16 protein-coding genes and 3 tRNA genes are annotated in these 17,590 nt (G+C 39.5%); 11 read left to right on the top strand and 8 right to left on the bottom strand.

Translation table 11 applies throughout. The features are described from left to right. The first annotated feature begins 224 nt into the window (after positions 1 to 224). Genes hemA through H1X92_RS13945 form a run of 6 tightly spaced genes read left to right on the top strand, consistent with a single transcriptional unit; the run spans position 225 to position 6,057 of the window. A complete protein-coding gene (gene hemA, locus H1X92_RS13970; protein ID WP_180560721.1) occupies positions 225 to 1,487 on the top strand; it encodes a glutamyl-tRNA reductase in 1,263 nt (420 codons plus the stop codon). Between the two features lie 29 nt (positions 1,488 to 1,516). Continuing rightward, positions 1,517 to 2,599, top strand: coding sequence for a peptide chain release factor 1 (gene prfA, locus H1X92_RS13965; protein WP_180560720.1), 1,083 nt, complete (start codon positions 1,517 to 1,519; stop codon positions 2,597 to 2,599). After that, positions 2,599 to 3,450 (top strand): peptide chain release factor N(5)-glutamine methyltransferase, encoded by an 852-nt coding sequence (prmC, locus tag H1X92_RS13960; protein WP_180560719.1) that lies wholly within the window; start codon positions 2,599 to 2,601, stop codon positions 3,448 to 3,450. The genes prfA and prmC overlap by 1 nt, the downstream gene beginning before the upstream one ends. Further along, positions 3,434 to 4,243 carry an invasion regulator SirB1 gene (gene sirB1, locus H1X92_RS13955; RefSeq protein ID WP_180560718.1) on the top strand — a complete coding sequence of 270 codons (810 nt, stop codon included), beginning with the start codon at positions 3,434 to 3,436 and terminating at the stop codon, positions 4,241 to 4,243. Before prmC ends, sirB1 begins: the two co-directional genes overlap by 17 nt. A gap of 46 nt (positions 4,244 to 4,289) precedes the next feature. Then, the gene (gene kdsA / locus H1X92_RS13950) at positions 4,290 to 5,144 is read left to right on the top strand and encodes a 3-deoxy-8-phosphooctulonate synthase (protein WP_180560717.1); all 855 of its coding nucleotides are present in this window, start codon (positions 4,290 to 4,292) and stop codon (positions 5,142 to 5,144) included. Positions 5,145 to 5,154: 10 nt separating this feature from the next. After that, positions 5,155 to 6,057, top strand: a complete 903-nt coding sequence (locus H1X92_RS13945) for a TIGR01212 family radical SAM protein (RefSeq protein ID WP_180560716.1) — start codon at positions 5,155 to 5,157, stop codon at positions 6,055 to 6,057. 44 nt (positions 6,058 to 6,101) lie between these two features. On the opposite strand, the gene H1X92_RS13940 is transcribed toward H1X92_RS13945, so the two are convergent. Further along, positions 6,102 to 6,191: transfer RNA gene (locus H1X92_RS13940), tRNA-Ser, on the bottom strand. Between the two features lie 221 nt (positions 6,192 to 6,412). Here H1X92_RS13940 and H1X92_RS13935 point away from each other — a divergent pair. Next, positions 6,413 to 6,958: a TorD/DmsD family molecular chaperone gene (locus H1X92_RS13935; RefSeq protein ID WP_180560715.1), complete on the top strand. Its 546-nt coding sequence runs from the start codon at positions 6,413 to 6,415 to the stop codon at positions 6,956 to 6,958. An 85-nt stretch (positions 6,959 to 7,043) separates the two neighbouring features. On the opposite strand, the gene H1X92_RS13930 is transcribed toward H1X92_RS13935, so the two are convergent. Both H1X92_RS13930 and mdtH read right to left on the bottom strand, forming a co-directional pair. Further along, the gene (locus tag H1X92_RS13930; protein ID WP_180560714.1) at positions 7,044 to 7,604 is read right to left on the bottom strand and encodes a lipoprotein; all 561 of its coding nucleotides are present in this window, start codon (positions 7,602 to 7,604) and stop codon (positions 7,044 to 7,046) included. A 44-nt stretch (positions 7,605 to 7,648) separates the two neighbouring features. Beyond that, a complete protein-coding gene (gene mdtH / locus H1X92_RS13925; protein ID WP_180560713.1) occupies positions 7,649 to 8,854 on the bottom strand; it encodes a multidrug efflux MFS transporter MdtH in 1,206 nt (401 codons plus the stop codon). A gap of 123 nt (positions 8,855 to 8,977) precedes the next feature. Here mdtH and rimJ point away from each other — a divergent pair, with 123 nt between their 5' ends. Further along, entirely contained in the window at positions 8,978 to 9,556 is a 579-nt protein-coding gene (rimJ, locus tag H1X92_RS13920) for a ribosomal protein S5-alanine N-acetyltransferase (protein ID WP_180560712.1), read from the top strand. Between the two features lie 144 nt (positions 9,557 to 9,700). Then, positions 9,701 to 11,236, top strand: a complete 1,536-nt coding sequence (gene murJ, locus H1X92_RS13915) for a murein biosynthesis integral membrane protein MurJ (RefSeq protein ID WP_180560711.1) — start codon at positions 9,701 to 9,703, stop codon at positions 11,234 to 11,236. A 137-nt stretch (positions 11,237 to 11,373) separates the two neighbouring features. Here the strand turns inward: murJ and H1X92_RS13910 are convergent. The 3 genes from H1X92_RS13910 to H1X92_RS13900 form a co-directional block, all read right to left on the bottom strand. Beyond that, a tRNA-Val gene (locus H1X92_RS13910) sits at positions 11,374 to 11,450 on the bottom strand. Positions 11,451 to 11,475: 25 nt separating this feature from the next. Beyond that, positions 11,476 to 11,552 (bottom strand) — tRNA-Val (locus H1X92_RS13905). A 165-nt stretch (positions 11,553 to 11,717) separates the two neighbouring features. Next, positions 11,718 to 13,091: an MATE family efflux transporter gene (locus tag H1X92_RS13900; protein ID WP_180560710.1), complete on the bottom strand. Its 1,374-nt coding sequence runs from the start codon at positions 13,089 to 13,091 to the stop codon at positions 11,718 to 11,720. A gap of 197 nt (positions 13,092 to 13,288) precedes the next feature. On the opposite strand from H1X92_RS13900, the gene H1X92_RS13895 reads away from it, so the two are divergent. Further along, a complete protein-coding gene (locus H1X92_RS13895) occupies positions 13,289 to 13,915 on the top strand; it encodes a riboflavin synthase subunit alpha (protein WP_180560709.1) in 627 nt (208 codons plus the stop codon). A gap of 381 nt (positions 13,916 to 14,296) precedes the next feature. Here the strand turns inward: H1X92_RS13895 and punC are convergent, their stop codons facing one another. Further along, entirely contained in the window at positions 14,297 to 15,502 is a 1,206-nt protein-coding gene (gene punC / locus H1X92_RS13890) for a purine nucleoside transporter PunC (RefSeq protein WP_180560708.1), read from the bottom strand. Positions 15,503 to 15,622: 120 nt separating this feature from the next. Here punC and punR point away from each other — a divergent pair, with 120 nt between their 5' ends. Continuing rightward, complete coding sequence (gene punR / locus H1X92_RS13885; protein ID WP_180560707.1) at positions 15,623 to 16,528, top strand: DNA-binding transcriptional activator PunR; 906 nt, start codon at positions 15,623 to 15,625, stop codon at positions 16,526 to 16,528. A gap of 19 nt (positions 16,529 to 16,547) precedes the next feature. Here the strand turns inward: punR and purR are convergent, their stop codons facing one another. Next, positions 16,548 to 17,573 carry an HTH-type transcriptional repressor PurR gene (gene purR / locus H1X92_RS13880; protein WP_180560706.1) on the bottom strand — a complete coding sequence of 342 codons (1,026 nt, stop codon included), beginning with the start codon at positions 17,571 to 17,573 and terminating at the stop codon, positions 16,548 to 16,550. Between the last annotated feature and the right edge of the window lie 17 nt (positions 17,574 to 17,590).

Genomic DNA, 17,590 nt, shown 5'->3' with positions numbered 1-17,590 from the left:
GGTTGGTATCAATTTTTTGCTATCGATCAGAATGTTACTAAGGTAAATGTAACTACAATTGGGGAAAATGCCCCGATTTATTCATTTGCTTAGTTTAACATCTTTAATTGCTTAGTTGCATAAAGTAGAATACTACCTCAAAATTTCCTTATTAAAGTTATCGGTTTTATTTATGTGTGCTTAACAGATGTTTAAAATCCATTTAGTTACTTGATTTAGTGAATATGACATTACTTGCACTCGGTATAAATTATAAAACCGCGCCTATAACGTTACGTGAACGGTTAACCTTTGGGCCGGAAAGGATTGAACATGCACTGGATAATTTACTCCAGCAGCCGTTTGTTCATAGTGGCGTTGTGCTCTCTACCTGTAATCGTACTGAGCTTTATCTCTGTGTTGACTCAGAAGAATCCCTGCAAGATCAATTAATTGATTGGTTATGCAGCTATCATCGTTTAAATTCAAACGAAGTTAAAGCGAGTATTTATTGGCATCAGGATAATGCCGCTGTTAGCCATTTAATGCGAGTTACCAGTGGATTAGATTCATTGGTCTTAGGTGAACCGCAAATTTTAGGACAAGTTAAGCAAGCGTTTTCTAAATCTCAGCACTATAAAAAATTATCCAGTGAGCTGGAGCGTTTATTTCAACGCTCATTTTCAGTGGCTAAACGTATTCGTACAGAAACAGAAGTTGGTGCTTGTGCGGTTTCGGTTGCTTTTTTAGCCTGTAAGCTTGCTCGGCAGATTTTTGAGTCACTATCTGAATTGCATATTTTACTGGTTGGGGCCGGTGAGACAATCGAACTGGCTGCGCGTCATCTGCGTGAACATCGTGCTAAGCACTTGATTATCGCTAATAGAACGCGTGAACACGCTGCGCGTTTTGCCAAGCAAGTAGGGGCGGAAATTATTACGTTAGCTGAAATTGATACTCGTTTAGCAGAAGCGGATATTGTTATTAGTTCTACTGCCAGCCCTTTACCGATCATTGGTAAAGGAATGGTTGAACGGGCAATGAAAGTCCGGCGTAATAAGCCTATGTTGCTAATTGATATTGCTGTTCCGCGAGATATTGAACCGGATGTTAACAAACTGAATAATATTTATCTCTATAGTGTTGATGATTTGCACGCTATTGTGCAACACAATGTGGAACAGCGGAAAATGGCGGCAGTTCAGGCAGAACTTATTGTTGAGCAAGAAAGTGCTTATTTTATGGATTGGTTGCGTTCTCAGTCATCAGTCAATACAATTCGTGATTATCGTAGTCAGGCGGAGCAAATTAGGGCTGAAATGGTAGAAAAAGCGCTTGCTTCGTTGCGAAAGGGTGCAGATAGTGAGAAAGTGATCAATCAATTGACCTATCAATTAATGAATCGCCTGATCCACTCACCAACCAAATCACTCCAGCAAGCAGCGACAGATGGTGATATTCACCGTCTTAATATTTTAAAAGATAGCTTAGGACTGGAGCAAAATTAAACTACCTTAAGTAAGGTCTAACATAACGAATGAAGTCTTCAATAATTGCTAAGTTAGAAGCATTACAGGAACGCTACGAAGAAATTCAAGCTCACCTGGTCGATGCTGAAGTGATCGCAGATCAAGAGCGTTTCCGGGCATTGTCTAAAGAGTATGCGCAGTTAACTGATGTAACTAAATGTTTTCAGTCATGGCGCGCTGTTCAGCAAGATATTGAGACGGCTGAAATATTACTGCATGATCCTGAAATGCGCGAGATGGCTCAGGAAGAATTGAAAGAAGCGAAAAAGCGTAATGAGCAATTTGAACAACAGTTGCAGATTTTGCTATTACCAAAAGATCCAGATGATGAGAAGAATTGTTTTTTAGAAATTCGGGCCGGTACCGGTGGTGATGAGGCGGCAATATTTGCCGGTGATCTTTTTAGAATGTATAACCGCTATGCTGAATCCCGTCGTTGGCGCATTGAAATTATGAATGCGAGCGAGGGTGAACATGGGGGTTATAAAGAAATTATCGCTAAAGTTTCTGGTGATAGCGTCTATGGCCGTCTAAAGTTTGAGTCAGGCGGACATCGTGTCCAGAGGGTGCCGGAAACAGAATCTCAAGGGCGTATTCATACCTCTGCTTGCACAGTTGCTATTCTGGCGGAAATTCCGGCAACCGAACTACCTGATATTAACCCGAGTGACTTAAGAATTGACACTTTTCGTTCATCAGGAGCGGGTGGACAACATGTTAATACCACTGACTCTGCTATCCGTATTACCCATATTCCAACCGGAATTGTGGTTGAATGTCAGGATGAACGTTCACAACATAAAAATAAAGCTAAAGCACTGTCGGTTTTAGCAGCCCGTATTCGCGCAGCGGAAATGCAGAAACGCCGTGAAGCGGAAGCCTCAGAGCGCCGCAATCTACTCGGCTCAGGTGATCGTTCCGACAGGATCAGAACTTATAATTTTCCACAAGGCCGCATCACTGATCATCGTATCAACTTAACGCTCTATCGTTTAGATGAAGTGATAGAGGGAAAATTAGATATGCTGATCCAGCCTATTATTAACGAATATCAAGCAGATCAACTTTCTGCTTTATCAGAGCAGGATTAATGAATTATCAGCATTGGTTAACTTATGCGGCTAATAAGCTTTGCCATAGTGATAGTGCAAAACGTGATGCTGAAATTCTGTTGCAATATATAACAGGACATACACGAACTTTCCTTATCGCCTTTGGCGAAACAGAATTAAACATTAAGCAACAACAACAGCTTGAACATCTCTTAGCTCGTCGTGCTAAGGGTGAGCCTATCGCTTACTTAGTCGAAGAAAAAGAGTTTTGGTCTTTAGCAATAAAAGTTTCACCTGTTACATTAATCCCGCGTGCGGATACAGAATGTTTAGTTGAGCGAGCATTACAATTATTATCAGATAAACGAGCAGTAAAAATATTAGATTTGGGCACAGGTAGTGGTGCTGTGGCGTTAGCTTTAGCATCTGAGTGCCCGCAAGCGCAGATAGTCGGTGTTGATATTAGTGATACTGCAATTGCATTAGCCCAACTTAATGCTGATAATTTGCTAATTAATAATGTCAAATTTTGCAAAAGTAATTGGTTTACTTCACTACCAATTCAGCAATTTGATATGATTGTCAGTAATCCACCTTATATTGATGAATATGATCCTCATTTACAGCAAGGTGATGTGCGTTTTGAACCCAAAACAGCATTAATATCGGCTAATCAAGGGTTGGCTGATATTCAATTGATAATTGAACAATCACGTAACTATTTAGCTAATAAAGGATGGCTTTTACTCGAACACGGGTGGTTGCAAGGAGAGCAAGTAAGGCAGTTATTTTCCTGTCATCAGTATCAACAGGTAGTAACTTTTCAGGATTATGGTGGTAATGATCGTATTACAGTAGGTCAATGGAAATGTGATGAAAACCATAGCTGATTTTGAATTTAATAAAGCACCACTGAGCGAAGGTATTATACTTGTTTCACGGATTATTCGGCCAGATTTTCCTGTTGAACAAGTTAATGCACAACTTAGGCTTCTAGTTGCCGAAGCGAGGCAAGCAATACAAGCTGATGATGATATAGAAACGCAAGTATCTATATTACTAAAATTATTTTATCAAGACTGGCTTTTTAGCGGTGTAACGGGGGTTTATTCGCTTTCTGAGGCGCTTTGGCTGGATAAAGTGCTAATAGCAAGAAAGGGGGCACCTGTTTCATTGGGGACGATTTTTTTGCATGTTGCCACTCAATTGCAGTTGCCGGTAATGCCAATTATTTTTCTGACTCAACTTATTCTATGCGTTCGTCGAGAAGATGGCACTTATTGGTATATTAACCCAATAAATGGTGAAACGCTCACCGAGCAGATGCTTGATTTATGGGTCAAAGGAACAATTAGCCCCTTTGCTCATCTGACGCGAAAAGATATAGAAGAAACTGCGCATAGAACTATCATACGCAAAATGTTTGATACAATAAAAGCGGCGTTGATGGAAGAAAAGAAAATGGAACAAGCGCTAAGAGTTTGTGAAACATTATTAATTTTGGATCCGAAAGACCCATATGAAATACGTGATAGAGGGCTTATTTTTGCTCATCTTGAATGTAATCATGTCGCTATTTCTGATTTAAATTATTTTGTTGAACAATGCCCAGGAGATCCTGTTTCTGAAATGATAAAAATGCAAATCTATTCAATAAAAGGCCAGCAGGTTACCTTGCATTGATGATCAAAAATGGTAATTAATTTGCTGTCATAAAAAGGGTAAGAGCATGCAATATAAAGTTGTCGCCATTGATAATATTAAAGTGGCAAATAATCTACCATTTGTTTTATTTGGTGGGATGAATGTGCTTGAATCGCGCGATCTGGCAATGAAAATTTGTGAACATTATGTCACCGTGACAGACAAGCTTAATATTCCTTATGTTTTTAAGGCTTCCTTCGACAAAGCGAACCGCTCTTCAATTCATTCCTATCGTGGCCCAGGGCTGGAAGAAGGAATGAAAATTTTTCAAGAAATCAAACAAACATTTGGTGTTAAGGTCATTACTGATGTACATGAACCAGCGCAAGCCGCACCGGTTGCCGAGGTGGTCGACGTTATTCAACTACCGGCTTTTTTAGCGCGACAAACTGACCTAGTTGAAGCGATGGCAAAAACCGGTGCGGTTATTAATATTAAAAAACCGCAATTTATCAGCCCTGGTCAAATGGGGAATATTGTTGATAAATTTAAAGAAGCAGGTAATGAAAAAGTTATTCTCTGTGATCGCGGAGTAAATTTTGGTTATGATAACTTGGTCGTCGATATGTTAGGTTTCAACGTTATGATGAATGTATCAAAAGGTTCGCCAGTTATCTTTGATGTTACTCATGCATTGCAATGCCGTGATCCTTTTGGTTCTGCTTCCGGCGGTCGTGGTGCACAGGTTGCTGAGTTAGCGAGAGCGGGTATGGCAGTCGGTTTGGCGGGATTATTTTTGGAAGCGCATCCTGATCCCGCTAACGCTAAATGTGATGGACCATCGGCACTACCATTAGCAAAATTAGCGCCTTTTCTTGAACAGGTGAAAGCCATCGATGATTTGGTGAAAAGTTTTGCCCCATTAGATACCGCTAATTAATTGTGATTTTATGCAGTTAAATGATGTTGTTACTATGTTTGGCGCTGATCTTCAGCGCCGCTACGGTGAAAAAATTCATAAGATCAGTTTGCATGGTGGTTTTAATTGCCCTAATCGGGATGGCTCATTAGGGCGTGGCGGCTGTACCTTTTGCAATGTTGCCTTTTTTTCCGATGAACAACAACAGCAATTTTCCATCCAGCAACAGATCGCGCTAAAAGTGAAAAAAATTCATCGTGCTCAGCGTTATCTGGCTTATTTCCAAGCTTATACCAATACCTATGCTGAAGTTGCTATTTTAAAAACACTATATCAACAGGCATTAAATCAGGCTAATATTGTTGGACTTTGTGTCGGTACGCGGCCGGATTGTGTTTCGCAACCGGTATTGGATTTATTAGTCGAATATCAGCAGCAAGGATATGAAATCTGGTTAGAGCTTGGTTTACAAACTTCCCATGATAAAACCTTAAAAAGAATTAATCGCGGCCACGATTTTGCCTGCTATCAAAAAATAGCTCGAATTGCTAGCAAAAAGGGATTAAATGTTTGTGTTCATTTAATTGTTGGACTGCCAGGCGAAACTACTAAAGAAAATCTGCAAACCTTATCTCGCGTCATTGATACCGGTGTTGATGGTATTAAATTGCATCCATTACATATTGTTGATGGAAGTATAATGGCGAAAGCTTGGCGAGCAGGACGTTTGTTATCACTTGAATTAACTCAATACGTTGAAATGGCCGGTGAAATGATCCGTCATACCCCAAAAAATATTATTTACCATCGGATCTGTGCCAATGCCCGCAAGCCCACTTTACTTGCGCCCGATTGGTGTGCCAATCGTTGGTTAGGTATGAATGCGTTATATCAATATCTTTGTCACAATGGCGGTCAGCGCTCTGCGCTATAAATGTGTGGTGGGGAATTTAAAAAGTTGCAGAAAGACATTTTATATGGCGGTGAGGGAGGGATTCGAACCCTCGATACGTTTTCACGTATACACACTTTCCAGGCGTGCTCCTTCAGCCACTCGGACACCTCACCGGTTATCATGCTAATATAGCGATACTAGAATGACGGGGCGCTACTATAGGAAAAAGCAGACTGACCGTCAATAATATATTGCAACTTTTGCCTCTTTTTGCAGTTAACCAGATAAATAAAGACCAATCTGTTGAAAATATATTCGATATTGCTAGTCAATGTTTTATTGTCCTTACTAAGAAGTAAAATTATTAAATGTATAGCATAAGTTGGAAATAATAATGAATGAATTTTCCGTGATTTGCCGAATACTAGGAACACTCTTTAATCGTTCGCCAGAGGATCCGGTTACTAAACCTCTATTTGAATTGATTATGCAAGATAAATTGAAAATGTCTTGGCCGTTAGAGCAAGATGAATTGTTAACCCAATTAGCCGCTAGCAGTCAGGATCTAGCGCTAGTGATTAAAGATTTTAAGCAACTATTTCTTGATCCTACCTCAGCTATTGCTAATGGTATTAGTCAATATAGTGAAATATCCGCCACGGCAGTTAATGAATTTTTACTAGCAAATGGCATACCGCTATCAGCGGAAAAAACTGATCGTTTTGCAGCTTTGTTATTGGCAGCATCTTGGTTGGAAGATAATGCGCCGCAGGATCCGCTATTGACTCAAATTCAGTTATTTGATCAGTTTATTTTACCTGCCAGCGAATTATTTTTTAGCCAAGTAGAAACCCATGCAGTAAGTAATTTTTATCCTACTTTAGTCATGATAACGCGTGAAGCTTTAGTAGCATTGCGCGAAGAGTTGGCTGATAATTAGTGACGCTGTCACTTAAGGTTGAAATCTAACAGGCGAGATATAGCGCCTGTTATACCTTATTGGCGCTTGATGGTGACTAATTTGCTCATTCTACTAATGGGATAACTAACTTACCCGGTTTGACTTCAAGCCCTTTGGCAATTTTTTTGGCTAATGCTTCTGCTGTACTTTTTTCTGGTTGTAATATATAGACAGGATTTTTTTCAAAATAGGCTTTTAAGGAGTTATTAACAATTGGCAGTATTGGGCTAATTGTGCTGGCCATTTTTTCAGGTGTGATTTTGTGATCAGAAATTTCCAGCTGTTTTAAATAGATGGCACCGCTCTCTACATCAAAATAGGGCAGTGAAGTGATAGCTAAGGACACTTCTGCTTGTGTTGAACCAAATAGCGTTTCAAGGTTAATTTTGGCTACGCCCATTAAGGTAATTTTATTCGGCTCAGTTCGACCTATTTGAGCAGTAAGATTGGCTAAATCGATACCCGCATCTGCCAGTCCGGCAATACCTATTTTTTTACTATAGTGGGTATGTTTGGTCAGATAGTTATTAATGGTATCTTCACTAATACTGAATTCGGTTAATTGATCGCATCCAGCTATCATTCCACATAATAACAATAGTACTGCGGTAAAAAAATGCTTCATATTTGTTTTTTCTCCTGTAATTTTTATAGCAAGATTGTACCCAACTATTCATCGTTAATAATAATAGTTTTGTTTTGCTGCTGATTAAATTGTTGGTACAAAGCCCATAAGGTTAATAATCCTATTATGCTTAATAGATGCCAAGGTAGTGCCGGTAAATCCCACTGATATCCGATATCATATAGCCAGCCACCACCGATATAGCCTATTGCACCCCCTAAAGCATGGCCTAATCGGCTAAAACCCATATAACTGCCACGAGCATGAGGATCTGTCAGTGAAGCACTTAATGTTTCACGTGCAGGCTCAGCAGTGATAGTACCTAAATAGAACAGACTGATCAGGGCAAAAAGTAGCGTCGGTGAATGGGTAAAGCCAATGGGAAGCATGGCCAGGCTCATAAGAAGTAAACCAGTCATTAACCGTTGCTCGAGGCGAAAATACTTTTCACTCCAACGAGCGATTGGATAAAGTAAGGTTAAAGAGATAATGGCTTCAATGGTATACATCCATTTAATGGCAGTTGGTGTGCCGGTTATTTCATTAACAACAATTGGAAACATTAACATAACTTGCACGAACAAAATAAAATAGCCAGTCAGAGTAAGGATGTATTTTATAAAGCGTTGGTCGCGAAATACTTTACTCATACCGGCACGAATTGGTATCCGACTAGCTGAGATACGATAAGCAGGCAATAGCCAGGCGTTTGAAATGGCTGCAATAATAAAAATTGTTGTACCCGTCCAACAAACAAACTGAAAATCATACAGTAAAAGCCAACCACCGAGTAGGGCACCGAGAACAGCGCCGGCACTATCTTGCATTAATAATAAAGAATAAAAACGTCCTCGTTCATGGGGTTTGGTAAGCTTAATGACTAAGGCAATACGAGGAGGATCAAATAAAGTTCCGCCTAAGGCGGACAGAATACAAGATAACCACAAAATCCAGGGAACGGTAGCCATTGCCATTAAGGCGAAACCGATTGCACGTAACAGCATGCCAAGCACTATCATTGGTTTAGCACCAAAACGATCGGCTATTGCGCCACCGAAAATGCCTAAACCTTGTTGGAATATTTGTCTGAGGCCAAGGGCAAAACCAACCACTAAGCCAGGCCAGCCTAATTGTTCAACGAAGTGAATCGATATTAGTGGAAATACGACAAAAAAGCCCAATACGACTAACATATTATCGAGTAAAAGAAAATATTTACCGAGGTTTCGCGCTTGTGTTACTGGAGACATTTAGCACCATTGGGTATCGCATAGTGATATTTTGTAAATATAATACTAGTAGATTAGATATACTTACTATTGTAAAAATCAAATATATTTATATTCAGCACAAATATCCTGGAGTTGGCTGCGATGTTTGGATATCGAACCAGAGAGCCTGAATGTTATTTTATTACTGAACGTTTGATCATACGGTTAGCTTGTGAAAACGATGCTTTTCGTCTGGTTGATTACTATTGCCGCAACAAAGAGTTTTTAAAACCTTGGGAACCCATTCGTGATAGTAGTTATTATCAGCCTTCTGCCTGGACTAAACGTTTGCACATTATGGCAGAGATGCATCGTCGAAAAAGTGCTTTTCATTTTCTGTTGTTAGATAAGTATGAGACTGAAGTTATCGGAGTGATTAATTTTAGTAACGTTATCAGAGGGGCTTTTCAGGCTTGTTATCTAGGTTATTCAATGGGTGAAATGTGGCAAGGAAAGGGATTGATGTATGAAGCTTTAATGCCGACGATTGATTTTATGCAATATCAGCAGCAAATGCATAGAATTATGGCAAATTATATGCCACATAATCATCGCAGTGGTAATTTGCTGAAAAAGATAGGTTTCAAACCAGAGGGATATGCGAAAGCTTATTTACAAATTAATGGTGAGTGGCGCGATCATATTTTAATGTCACTAATTAGCAAAAATAACCAGGAATAATTTTTGCTAAATAAAACCAGCATAATAATGATCGATTTTTATCTGCTGATTTAGTAAAAATAGTTATTTTAATTCATGGTCATGCTTACCGGTCGCTGATACACTTTATCAATCTATTATGGTCATCATTAATAAAGATATTGCATGAATCTACTAAAATCGTTAGCAGCGATAAGCTCTATGACAATGTTTTCCCGAATATTAGGATTTATTCGTGATGCGATTATCGCCCGTTTTTTTGGTGCTGGTGCGGCGACAGATGCTTTTTTTGTTGCTTTTAGATTACCGAATCTTTTGCGCCGAATTTTTGCCGAAGGCGCATTTTCCCAAGCATTTGTTCCTATCTTAGCTGAATATAAAAATCAGCAGGGTGATGAAGCCACTCGCACCTTTATTGCTTATGTCTCTGGTTTATTGACCTTGATTTTAGCCATCGTTACATTGGCAGGGATATTAGCGGCCCCTTGGATTATTTATATTACCGCACCCGGTTTTACTGATACACCGGATAAATTCGATTTAACCGTTGGTTTATTGAGAATCACTTTTCCATATATTTTGTTGATCTCTTTAGTCTCGTTGGGGGGAGCTATCTTAAATACTTGGAACCGTTTTTCTGTTCCTGCTTTTGCCCCTACCTTGCTTAATATCAGTATGATTATGTCAGTACTGTTGTTGGCGCCCTATTGTACACCACCTATTATCGCGTTAGCGTGGGGGGTTTTTGCTGGTGGCATTTTACAGTTGTTGTATCAATTACCTTATTTACAAAAAATAGGTATGTTAGTTTTACCGCGTATCTCTTTGCGTAATAGCGGTGTGTGGCGGGTAATGAAGTTAATGGCGCCGGCGATTATTGGTGTTTCAGTAAGCCAAATTTCGTTAATTATTAATACTATTTTTGCCTCATTTTTACAATCAGGTTCTGTGTCGTGGATGTATTATGCTGACCGATTAATGGAGCTTCCTACCGGTGTTCTAGGGGTGGCATTGGGTACTATTTTATTACCCTCTCTGGCGAAAAGTTTTTCCATGGGTGATCAGCAAGAATATCAGCGTTTAATGGACTGGGGGTTACGGCTTTGCTTTTTATTAGCGTTACCTTGTGCTATTGCATTGGCTATTTTAGCTCAGCCATTAACGGTGTCACTTTTTCAGTATGGTAATTTTAGTGCCTACGATGCGGTAATGACTCAGCGAGCGTTAATTGCCTACTGTGTCGGTTTAATGGGGTTAATTGTCGTTAAAGTATTAGCGCCTGGGTTTTATTCGAGACAAGATATTAAAACACCGGTCAAAATTGCCATTATTACCTTAATTTTGACACAATTAATGAATCTTGCCTTTATTGGCCCGCTAAAACATGCTGGCTTGGCCTTATCAATCGGTTTAGCGGCATGTTTTAATGCTTTGATGCTTTATTGGCAATTACGTCGCCAGGCAATTTTTATCCCATTAGCTGGCTGGGGAAAATTCTTGTTTAAATTAGTCGCCGCTTTAATTGTTATGGTCGCGGTATTATTGCTGGTATTAAATTTTATGCCGGCCTGGGAGCAAGGCAATATGTTGATGAGGATTACGCGGTTATTATTGGTGGTTTTTGCCGGTGCAATAAGTTATTTTGCGGCATTATTTGTTTTTGGTTTTCGTTTGCGAGACTTTTCACAGCGGGCTATTTAGTTAATTAAGCGACAAATAGTCTTGGTTAAGTGATCATGAGTAGGGTGAAAAAGCGTTAACGCGCTTTTTGATTGCTTATCGAAACTGTAAGCTCACTGGCTTTACAATCAAAAGAGAGAATTGGGAACAGATAGATTTGGTGCGTCCGAGTGGACTCTAACCACCGACCCCCACCATGTCAAGGTGGTGCTCTAACCAACTGAGCTACGGACGCACAAGATAAATATATCGCTAACAATTGGTGCGTCCGAGTGGACTCGAACCACCGACCCCCACCATGTCAAGGTGGTGCTCTAACCAACTGAGCTACGGACGCAATAAGAATTGCTATGGCGACAATGTGGAAACGAATATTAACGGGTCGTTTCCATTCTGGCAAGGGAAAAATAAAATTTCACATCTAACTGCTCGTATTTAATGCTATTTAGCATTAAACAGCAATTTTTCTTTTTTTATACCTTGTACCCGTTTGACAAAATAGTTATCGAGTTGAATGCCGTAATACAAACTCGTCTGGTTGGCGTTGAAGCCATAGTATGCGAGAAAGAATCATGATAGCTGATGCAGTTAAGCTAATAATAAAACCGATCCAGAAACCTTTAGGTCCCAGATGAGGTACAATAAAATCTGTTAAACCAAGTAGATAACCTGTCGGTAGGCCGAGTAACCAGTAAGCAATGAAAGTGATGAAGAAAATCGAACGGGTATCTTTATAGCCGCGTAATATACCGGCGCCAATTACCTGGATGGCATCGGAAATCTGATAAATAGCAGCGAATAACATTAATTGTGACGCCAAAAGCACCACTTCTGGATTGCGATTATACATTAATGCGATCTGCTCTCTAAGTGACACTGTCACAAGTGCGGTGCAACAAGCTACTGTTAGACCGACCATGATACTAGCATAGGCGGATGTTTTCGCGTTTTCAGTTGCAGAACTGCCTAAATTATATCCGACGCGAATGGTTGCTGCGATACCAAGAGAAATAGGAAACATAAACATTAACGAACTAAAATTTAATGCTACTTGATGTCCTGCGACAGCGATAATACCTAATGGCGCGACCAGTAAGGCGACAATAGCAAAAAGAGTTACTTCGAAGAAATAAGCAAGACCAATAGGTAATCCTAACGCGAACAGACGTTTTAATAATGAAAAGTCAGGTAAAGCAAATTGTTTATTAGCACGGATGTCTCGTTGTGAAGGGGTATGGCGGATATACCAACGCATAAAAAAGAACATTGCCCAATATACCGAGGCAGTGGCTACACCACAACCGACACCACCAAGAGCCGGAGCACCAAAATGACCATAAATAAAAATATAGTTGATTGGTATGTTAATAAATAAACCAAGAAAACCAATGAACATACCGGGTTTTGTTTTAGATAACCCATCACACTGACTGCGTAAAACTTGATAAAAAAGATAGCCTGGTGCTCCCCACATAATGGCATGCAGAAACCGCACAGCCTTATTTGCCAGTTCATGATCAATATTAGGCATATTATTTATAATATGATGGGCATTATAAATAACACCCATAACTAAAAGTGATAAGAAGAAAGCTAGCCATAAGCCTTGTTGTATATGATTGCCAATAACTTGACGTCGGCCTGAACCATTTAATTGCGCTACCACCGGAGTTAAAGCCATCAATAAGCCGTGGCCAAACAAAATAGCAGGTAACCAGATAGAGGTTCCTACCGCAACTGCAGACATATCTGTTTCACTGACTTTGCCCGCCATTACTGTATCGACAAAACCCATCGCGGTTTGTGAGAATTGAGCAAGAATAATCGGAATACCCAATGCTAATAGGCTTTGTGCCTCTTTAAAATATTTATTCACCCACCATACCTTATAAAAAATGAACAGAAGCCGGAAAAGGAATTGATCCGTTAAAAATTGGCTTATTGTATCGATTTGGTAAAGTTATCGCTATAAATAGATAGAAAGCTGCCATATTTATTGTTTCTAGAGTGCTTATCTAGCATAACTGGCGTAGAATGATGACTAATCTGTTATTAAAGTTGGGAACTCAATATATGTTTACAGGCATTGTGAAAGGAAAAGGAATATTAATTGCGGTGGAAGATAGCGTTAATTTTCGTACCTATACTGTTCAATTTCCTAGTGAATTACTCGCTGGTTTAGAAACAGGCGCCTCTGTGGCTAATAATGGCTGTTGTTTAACGGTAACCCATATTAATGGGGATAAGGTGAGTTTTGATTTAATGAAGGAGACTTTGCGACTGACAAACTTAGGCAGTTTAAAACTAGGCGATATGATTAATTTAGAAAGATCAGCAAAATATGGTGATGAAATTGGGGGTCATGTTATGTCGGGTCATATCATTACGACCGCCGAAGTAGCCAAGATTTTTAAAGCTGAAAATAATCTCCAAATTTGGTTTTATCTACATGATAAACAATTAATGAAATATATTCTGCACAAGGGCTTTATCGGCGTTGATGGAATTAGTTTAACAGTTGGCGATGTGGTTAATAATCGTTTTTGTGTCCACCTGATCCCAGAAACCATTGCGCGTACCACGATTGCAGAAAAGCGTCTGGGAGATAAAGTTAATATTGAAGTTGATGCCCACACCCAAGCGGTAGTTGATACTGTTGAGCGGGTAATGGCACAAAAATATAATCATCAGCTGTGTTAAGCCTGTAGCCACGCAATTTTAATTAGGTTAAGTAATTTTAAAAGAAGAAACAGGATCTGATTAACAATAGGCAAAGGTTTCTTCTTATTAGAATAAGGTTAATGGCAAAAGTGGTTTTCCGTGTTTAATTGACTAATTTGTGGCTAAGTTAAATCTGCCAATAAGCGCTATAAATAAACAAGAATAGCCCTACTAAAAAATGCGTCGCCAATAACAAAACTCGCCTAATTAATATAATGAAACGTTTATGGCAAAGATTTTCGCTCTCTGGCCGCTTGACAGGTAAAACAACTGATAAATTACTTACTGAAAAATGACAATTTAACATGCTTAGTTAGTCGACATCCTACATCTCACCAGCGTTTGTTTAAAGATTTTTTACTATTCTAATGTTTCCGCAGTATTGGCTGAATTTTTACTTTTTTGCAGCCAGTAGCCTATTAGCAGTGGAATAATGGTAGAAACCATAACAGTGCTAGTTGCTAGCAGAGGGTTGGCAATTAGGCTAGATACCGCCAGACTTGCCGTAAAACACAAACCTAGCTGGAGAGTATTTTGTAAAGCGGCGGCTTTACCACTGTCTTTAGGAAAAACACTTAAGGCATTTGACACCACAATAGGATAGCAAGCACCGTTCATCGCAGCCATACAGCAGAAAGGTAGTAACAGGGCAAATAAATTAGGTTGGGAATAGATAGCAAGAATGAAGATAACCAATACACTTATTGCATAACCGATAAGAATGATTGGCAACAGGATTTGGTTTTTTATTTTGGCGATTAAATAACGTCCCCCGTAGCCACCGAACATAAAGGCAATGGTTTGAGGTACGTAACTGATACCAATATCCTGCGGATTATATCCCATTTTAGTTAAAATAAACGGAGAGCCGGTTAGCCAGGCAAAAAATCCGGCACTACAGGCGGCATAAATTAATACATTACCACTAAAAATGGCAGAACGTAGAAAGGTGATAAAAGTAGGAGTGGATTTTATTTTGTGAGTTTTTTCTAAACGTTTTTTTTCCTGTAATAAAAGGGTGGCCAGAAAAAGCAATATTCCGATGATAGCTAAACTAAAAAATATTATTTGCCAGCTATTACCAGTAAGGATCCAGGCACCTAATAAGGGGGCTAAGGCCGGCGACAGCGCAACTAAAGGCATAATGGTGGCAAATACCCGTCTAGCATATAGGCCACTAAAACGATCAATTACCAAAGCTTGCCAAATGACCGCTGTTGAACAAACTCCAATACCTTGAATAAATCGCAAAATAAGCAATTGGCTGCCATTGGTGATACCGAGTGTGGCCAGACAGCTAGTAATAAATAGCGCTAGTCCAATTAATAAAACGGGTTTTCTGCCAATACGATCGGAAAGCGGCCCCCAACTAAGTTGAGCGAAGGCAAAACCACATAAAAATAGACTAAGACTTGCGCTGATGGTATTTGCTGAGGTATTAAGTTGTTGTTGCATAATACTAAAAGCAGGTAAGTACATATCAATGGCCAAAAAACCGAGCATACTTAAGCCAGCAAGATAAAGCATAAAGCCAAAATTGTGTTGATTGGGGTTATTTTTATTCATATTGGTATCAATAAATTAAATAATATCAAATATCGCTTTTTATTGTATAAGAGATGAATTTTTGTTGTGAAGCGTTATTATTTGCATATTGTTATCAAATATTTTGACAGGTTAAAGGCTATGTGGTCAGAGTACTCCCTTGAAGTAATTGATGCCGTTGAAAGAACGGGCAGTTTTAGTGCCGCTGCCGCAGAGTTACATAGAGTTCCCTCTGCGGTAAGTTATACCGTAAAACAATTGGAAGAGTGGCTGGCTGTTGCTTTGTTTGAACGGCGTTATCGTGATGTTGTACTTACCGATGCCGGTAAATTTTTCGTTAAAAATGCGCGCAATATTATCAAGACCATGCGTGATACACGCCATCAATGTCAACAGATTGCCAATGGTTGGCATGGACAATTTAGTATTGCTATTGATCGTGTAGTTAAACCAGAAAGAATATTGCAATTAATATTAGATTTTTATCGCCACTTTTCTGATATTGAACTTTTTATTCAGCAGGAAGTTTATAATGGGGTATGGGAGGCGTTGGTCGATGGGCGAGTAGATATTGCTATTGGTGCAACGCGCGCGTCGCCAATTGGCGATAGATATAGTTTTCGTGATATGGGCTTTATGCCCTGGTCATGTGTTGTCAGCATAAATCATCCTTTAGCACAAATAAGCGGTCTAATTAACGATCAACAATTACGTCATTATCCAAGTTTATGTTTAGAAGATACCTCTCGTTACTTGCCAAAGCGAGAAACTTGGGCATTAGATAACCAAAAACGGCTTATTGTGCCAGATTGGGAAAGTGGTCTGGCTTGCTTAAAAAATGGATTATGTTTAGGATTTGCGCCTAAACATCGGGTAGAGCAACTTTGCCGCATAAATGAATTAAAAACATTGCAAATTAAGCAACCCTTACCTGATAGTCCATGTTGTGTTATATGGAATGAAGAAAAGCGTTCTCCAACCTTGAGTTGGTTACTGGATTACTTAGGTAATAGTGAAACGCTCAATGCCGAGTGGCTGACTAATTGATAATGTTCAAATCTAGTGATTATCTGCGGTAATCAATAAACGGACCATCGACAACTGAACGACGTTCAATAAGCTCAGGATGTATTTCAATAGTTTGTGCATCTTTGCGTTTATTAATAATGCGATCAAGCAGCATAGTAAAAGCCATTTGGCCTAAACGTTCTTTGGGTTGATGAATGGTGGTTAACGCTGGTGTAAAAAAACGCGCATTGCGCACATTGTCATAGCCAATAATAGAGATATCATGGGGAACACGAATGCCTAATTCATTTGCTGCACAGATAGCCCCCATCGCCATAATATCACCGCCACAAAAAATGGCGCTCGGTCTTTGTTGGTGATTTAAAATTTGTTTCATCGCATCGTAGCCAGAAGATGGCTCGAAATCACCCTCGACAATCCATTTATCATGTGGTTGGATGTTAGCTTCCTTCATAGCATTGAGAAAACCTTGCCGCCTACCACTGCCGGTATTGCGTTTTAAAGGTCCAGAGATGATCCCTAAATCACGATGCCCGCGTTCAATCAGATAGCGTCCGGCAAGATAACCACCATAAACCGCATTATCAATAATGACATCGGTAAAATCACCATGTGCTTGCCCCCAATCCATCACTACCATTGGAATATTACGGTATTCTTCTAACATTCCGAGTAGTTGTTTTGGATATTCTGAACACATTACCAGTAAACCATCAACCCGTTTTTGCGCTAACATTTGTAAATAGGCTTGTTGTTTATTCAGATTATTATGTGAGTTGCACAGGATCAATGTATACCCTTGGCTATAACAGTTGTTTTCTACTGACTCGATGACTTCTGCAAAATAAGGGGCTTCATTAGTTGTGGCCAGTAACCCAATGGATTTAGTATGGTTAACTTTCAAACTACGAGCGACGGCACTAGGAGAATAATTAAGTGTTTTAATGGCTGCCCAAACAATCGTTTTTGTCTTTTTGGCGACAAAACGGGTGTTATTAATTACATGAGATACGGTGGTAGTCGAAACACCCGCTAACTTTGCCACATCCTTAATTGTTGCCATGATTAAAAAGACTCCTG

Source organism: Arsenophonus endosymbiont of Apis mellifera, assembly GCF_903968575.1.
In the GTDB taxonomy this organism is placed as follows: Bacteria; Pseudomonadota; Gammaproteobacteria; order Enterobacterales; family Enterobacteriaceae; genus Arsenophonus; species Arsenophonus apicola.
Note: the sequence above shows the minus strand (reverse complement) of the source record. Positions and strands in the feature narration are given on the sequence as shown.

Bases quoted from the DNA above. Each gene is read 5' to 3' on its own strand.
- prfA (WP_180560720.1), top strand. From the start codon at position 1,517: ATGAAGTCTTCAATAATTGCTAAGTTAGAAGCATTACAGGAACGCTAC.
- murJ (WP_180560711.1), top strand. From the start codon at position 9,701: ATGAATCTACTAAAATCGTTAGCAGCGATAAGCTCTATGACAATGTTT.
- H1X92_RS13930 (WP_180560714.1), bottom strand. From the start codon at position 7,604: ATGAAGCATTTTTTTACCGCAGTACTATTGTTATTATGTGGAATGATA.
- hemA (WP_180560721.1), top strand. From the start codon at position 225: ATGACATTACTTGCACTCGGTATAAATTATAAAACCGCGCCTATAACG.
- H1X92_RS13945 (WP_180560716.1), top strand. From the start codon at position 5,155: ATGCAGTTAAATGATGTTGTTACTATGTTTGGCGCTGATCTTCAGCGC.
- mdtH (WP_180560713.1), bottom strand. From the start codon at position 8,854: ATGTCTCCAGTAACACAAGCGCGAAACCTCGGTAAATATTTTCTTTTA.
- sirB1 (WP_180560718.1), top strand. From the start codon at position 3,434: ATGAAAACCATAGCTGATTTTGAATTTAATAAAGCACCACTGAGCGAA.
- H1X92_RS13895 (WP_180560709.1), top strand. From the start codon at position 13,289: ATGTTTACAGGCATTGTGAAAGGAAAAGGAATATTAATTGCGGTGGAA.
- punC (WP_180560708.1), bottom strand. From the start codon at position 15,502: ATGAATAAAAATAACCCCAATCAACACAATTTTGGCTTTATGCTTTAT.
- rimJ (WP_180560712.1), top strand. From the start codon at position 8,978: ATGTTTGGATATCGAACCAGAGAGCCTGAATGTTATTTTATTACTGAA.
- H1X92_RS13935 (WP_180560715.1), top strand. From the start codon at position 6,413: ATGAATGAATTTTCCGTGATTTGCCGAATACTAGGAACACTCTTTAAT.
- kdsA (WP_180560717.1), top strand. From the start codon at position 4,290: ATGCAATATAAAGTTGTCGCCATTGATAATATTAAAGTGGCAAATAAT.
- purR (WP_180560706.1), bottom strand. From the start codon at position 17,573: ATGGCAACAATTAAGGATGTGGCAAAGTTAGCGGGTGTTTCGACTACC.
- punR (WP_180560707.1), top strand. From the start codon at position 15,623: ATGTGGTCAGAGTACTCCCTTGAAGTAATTGATGCCGTTGAAAGAACG.
- prmC (WP_180560719.1), top strand. From the start codon at position 2,599: ATGAATTATCAGCATTGGTTAACTTATGCGGCTAATAAGCTTTGCCAT.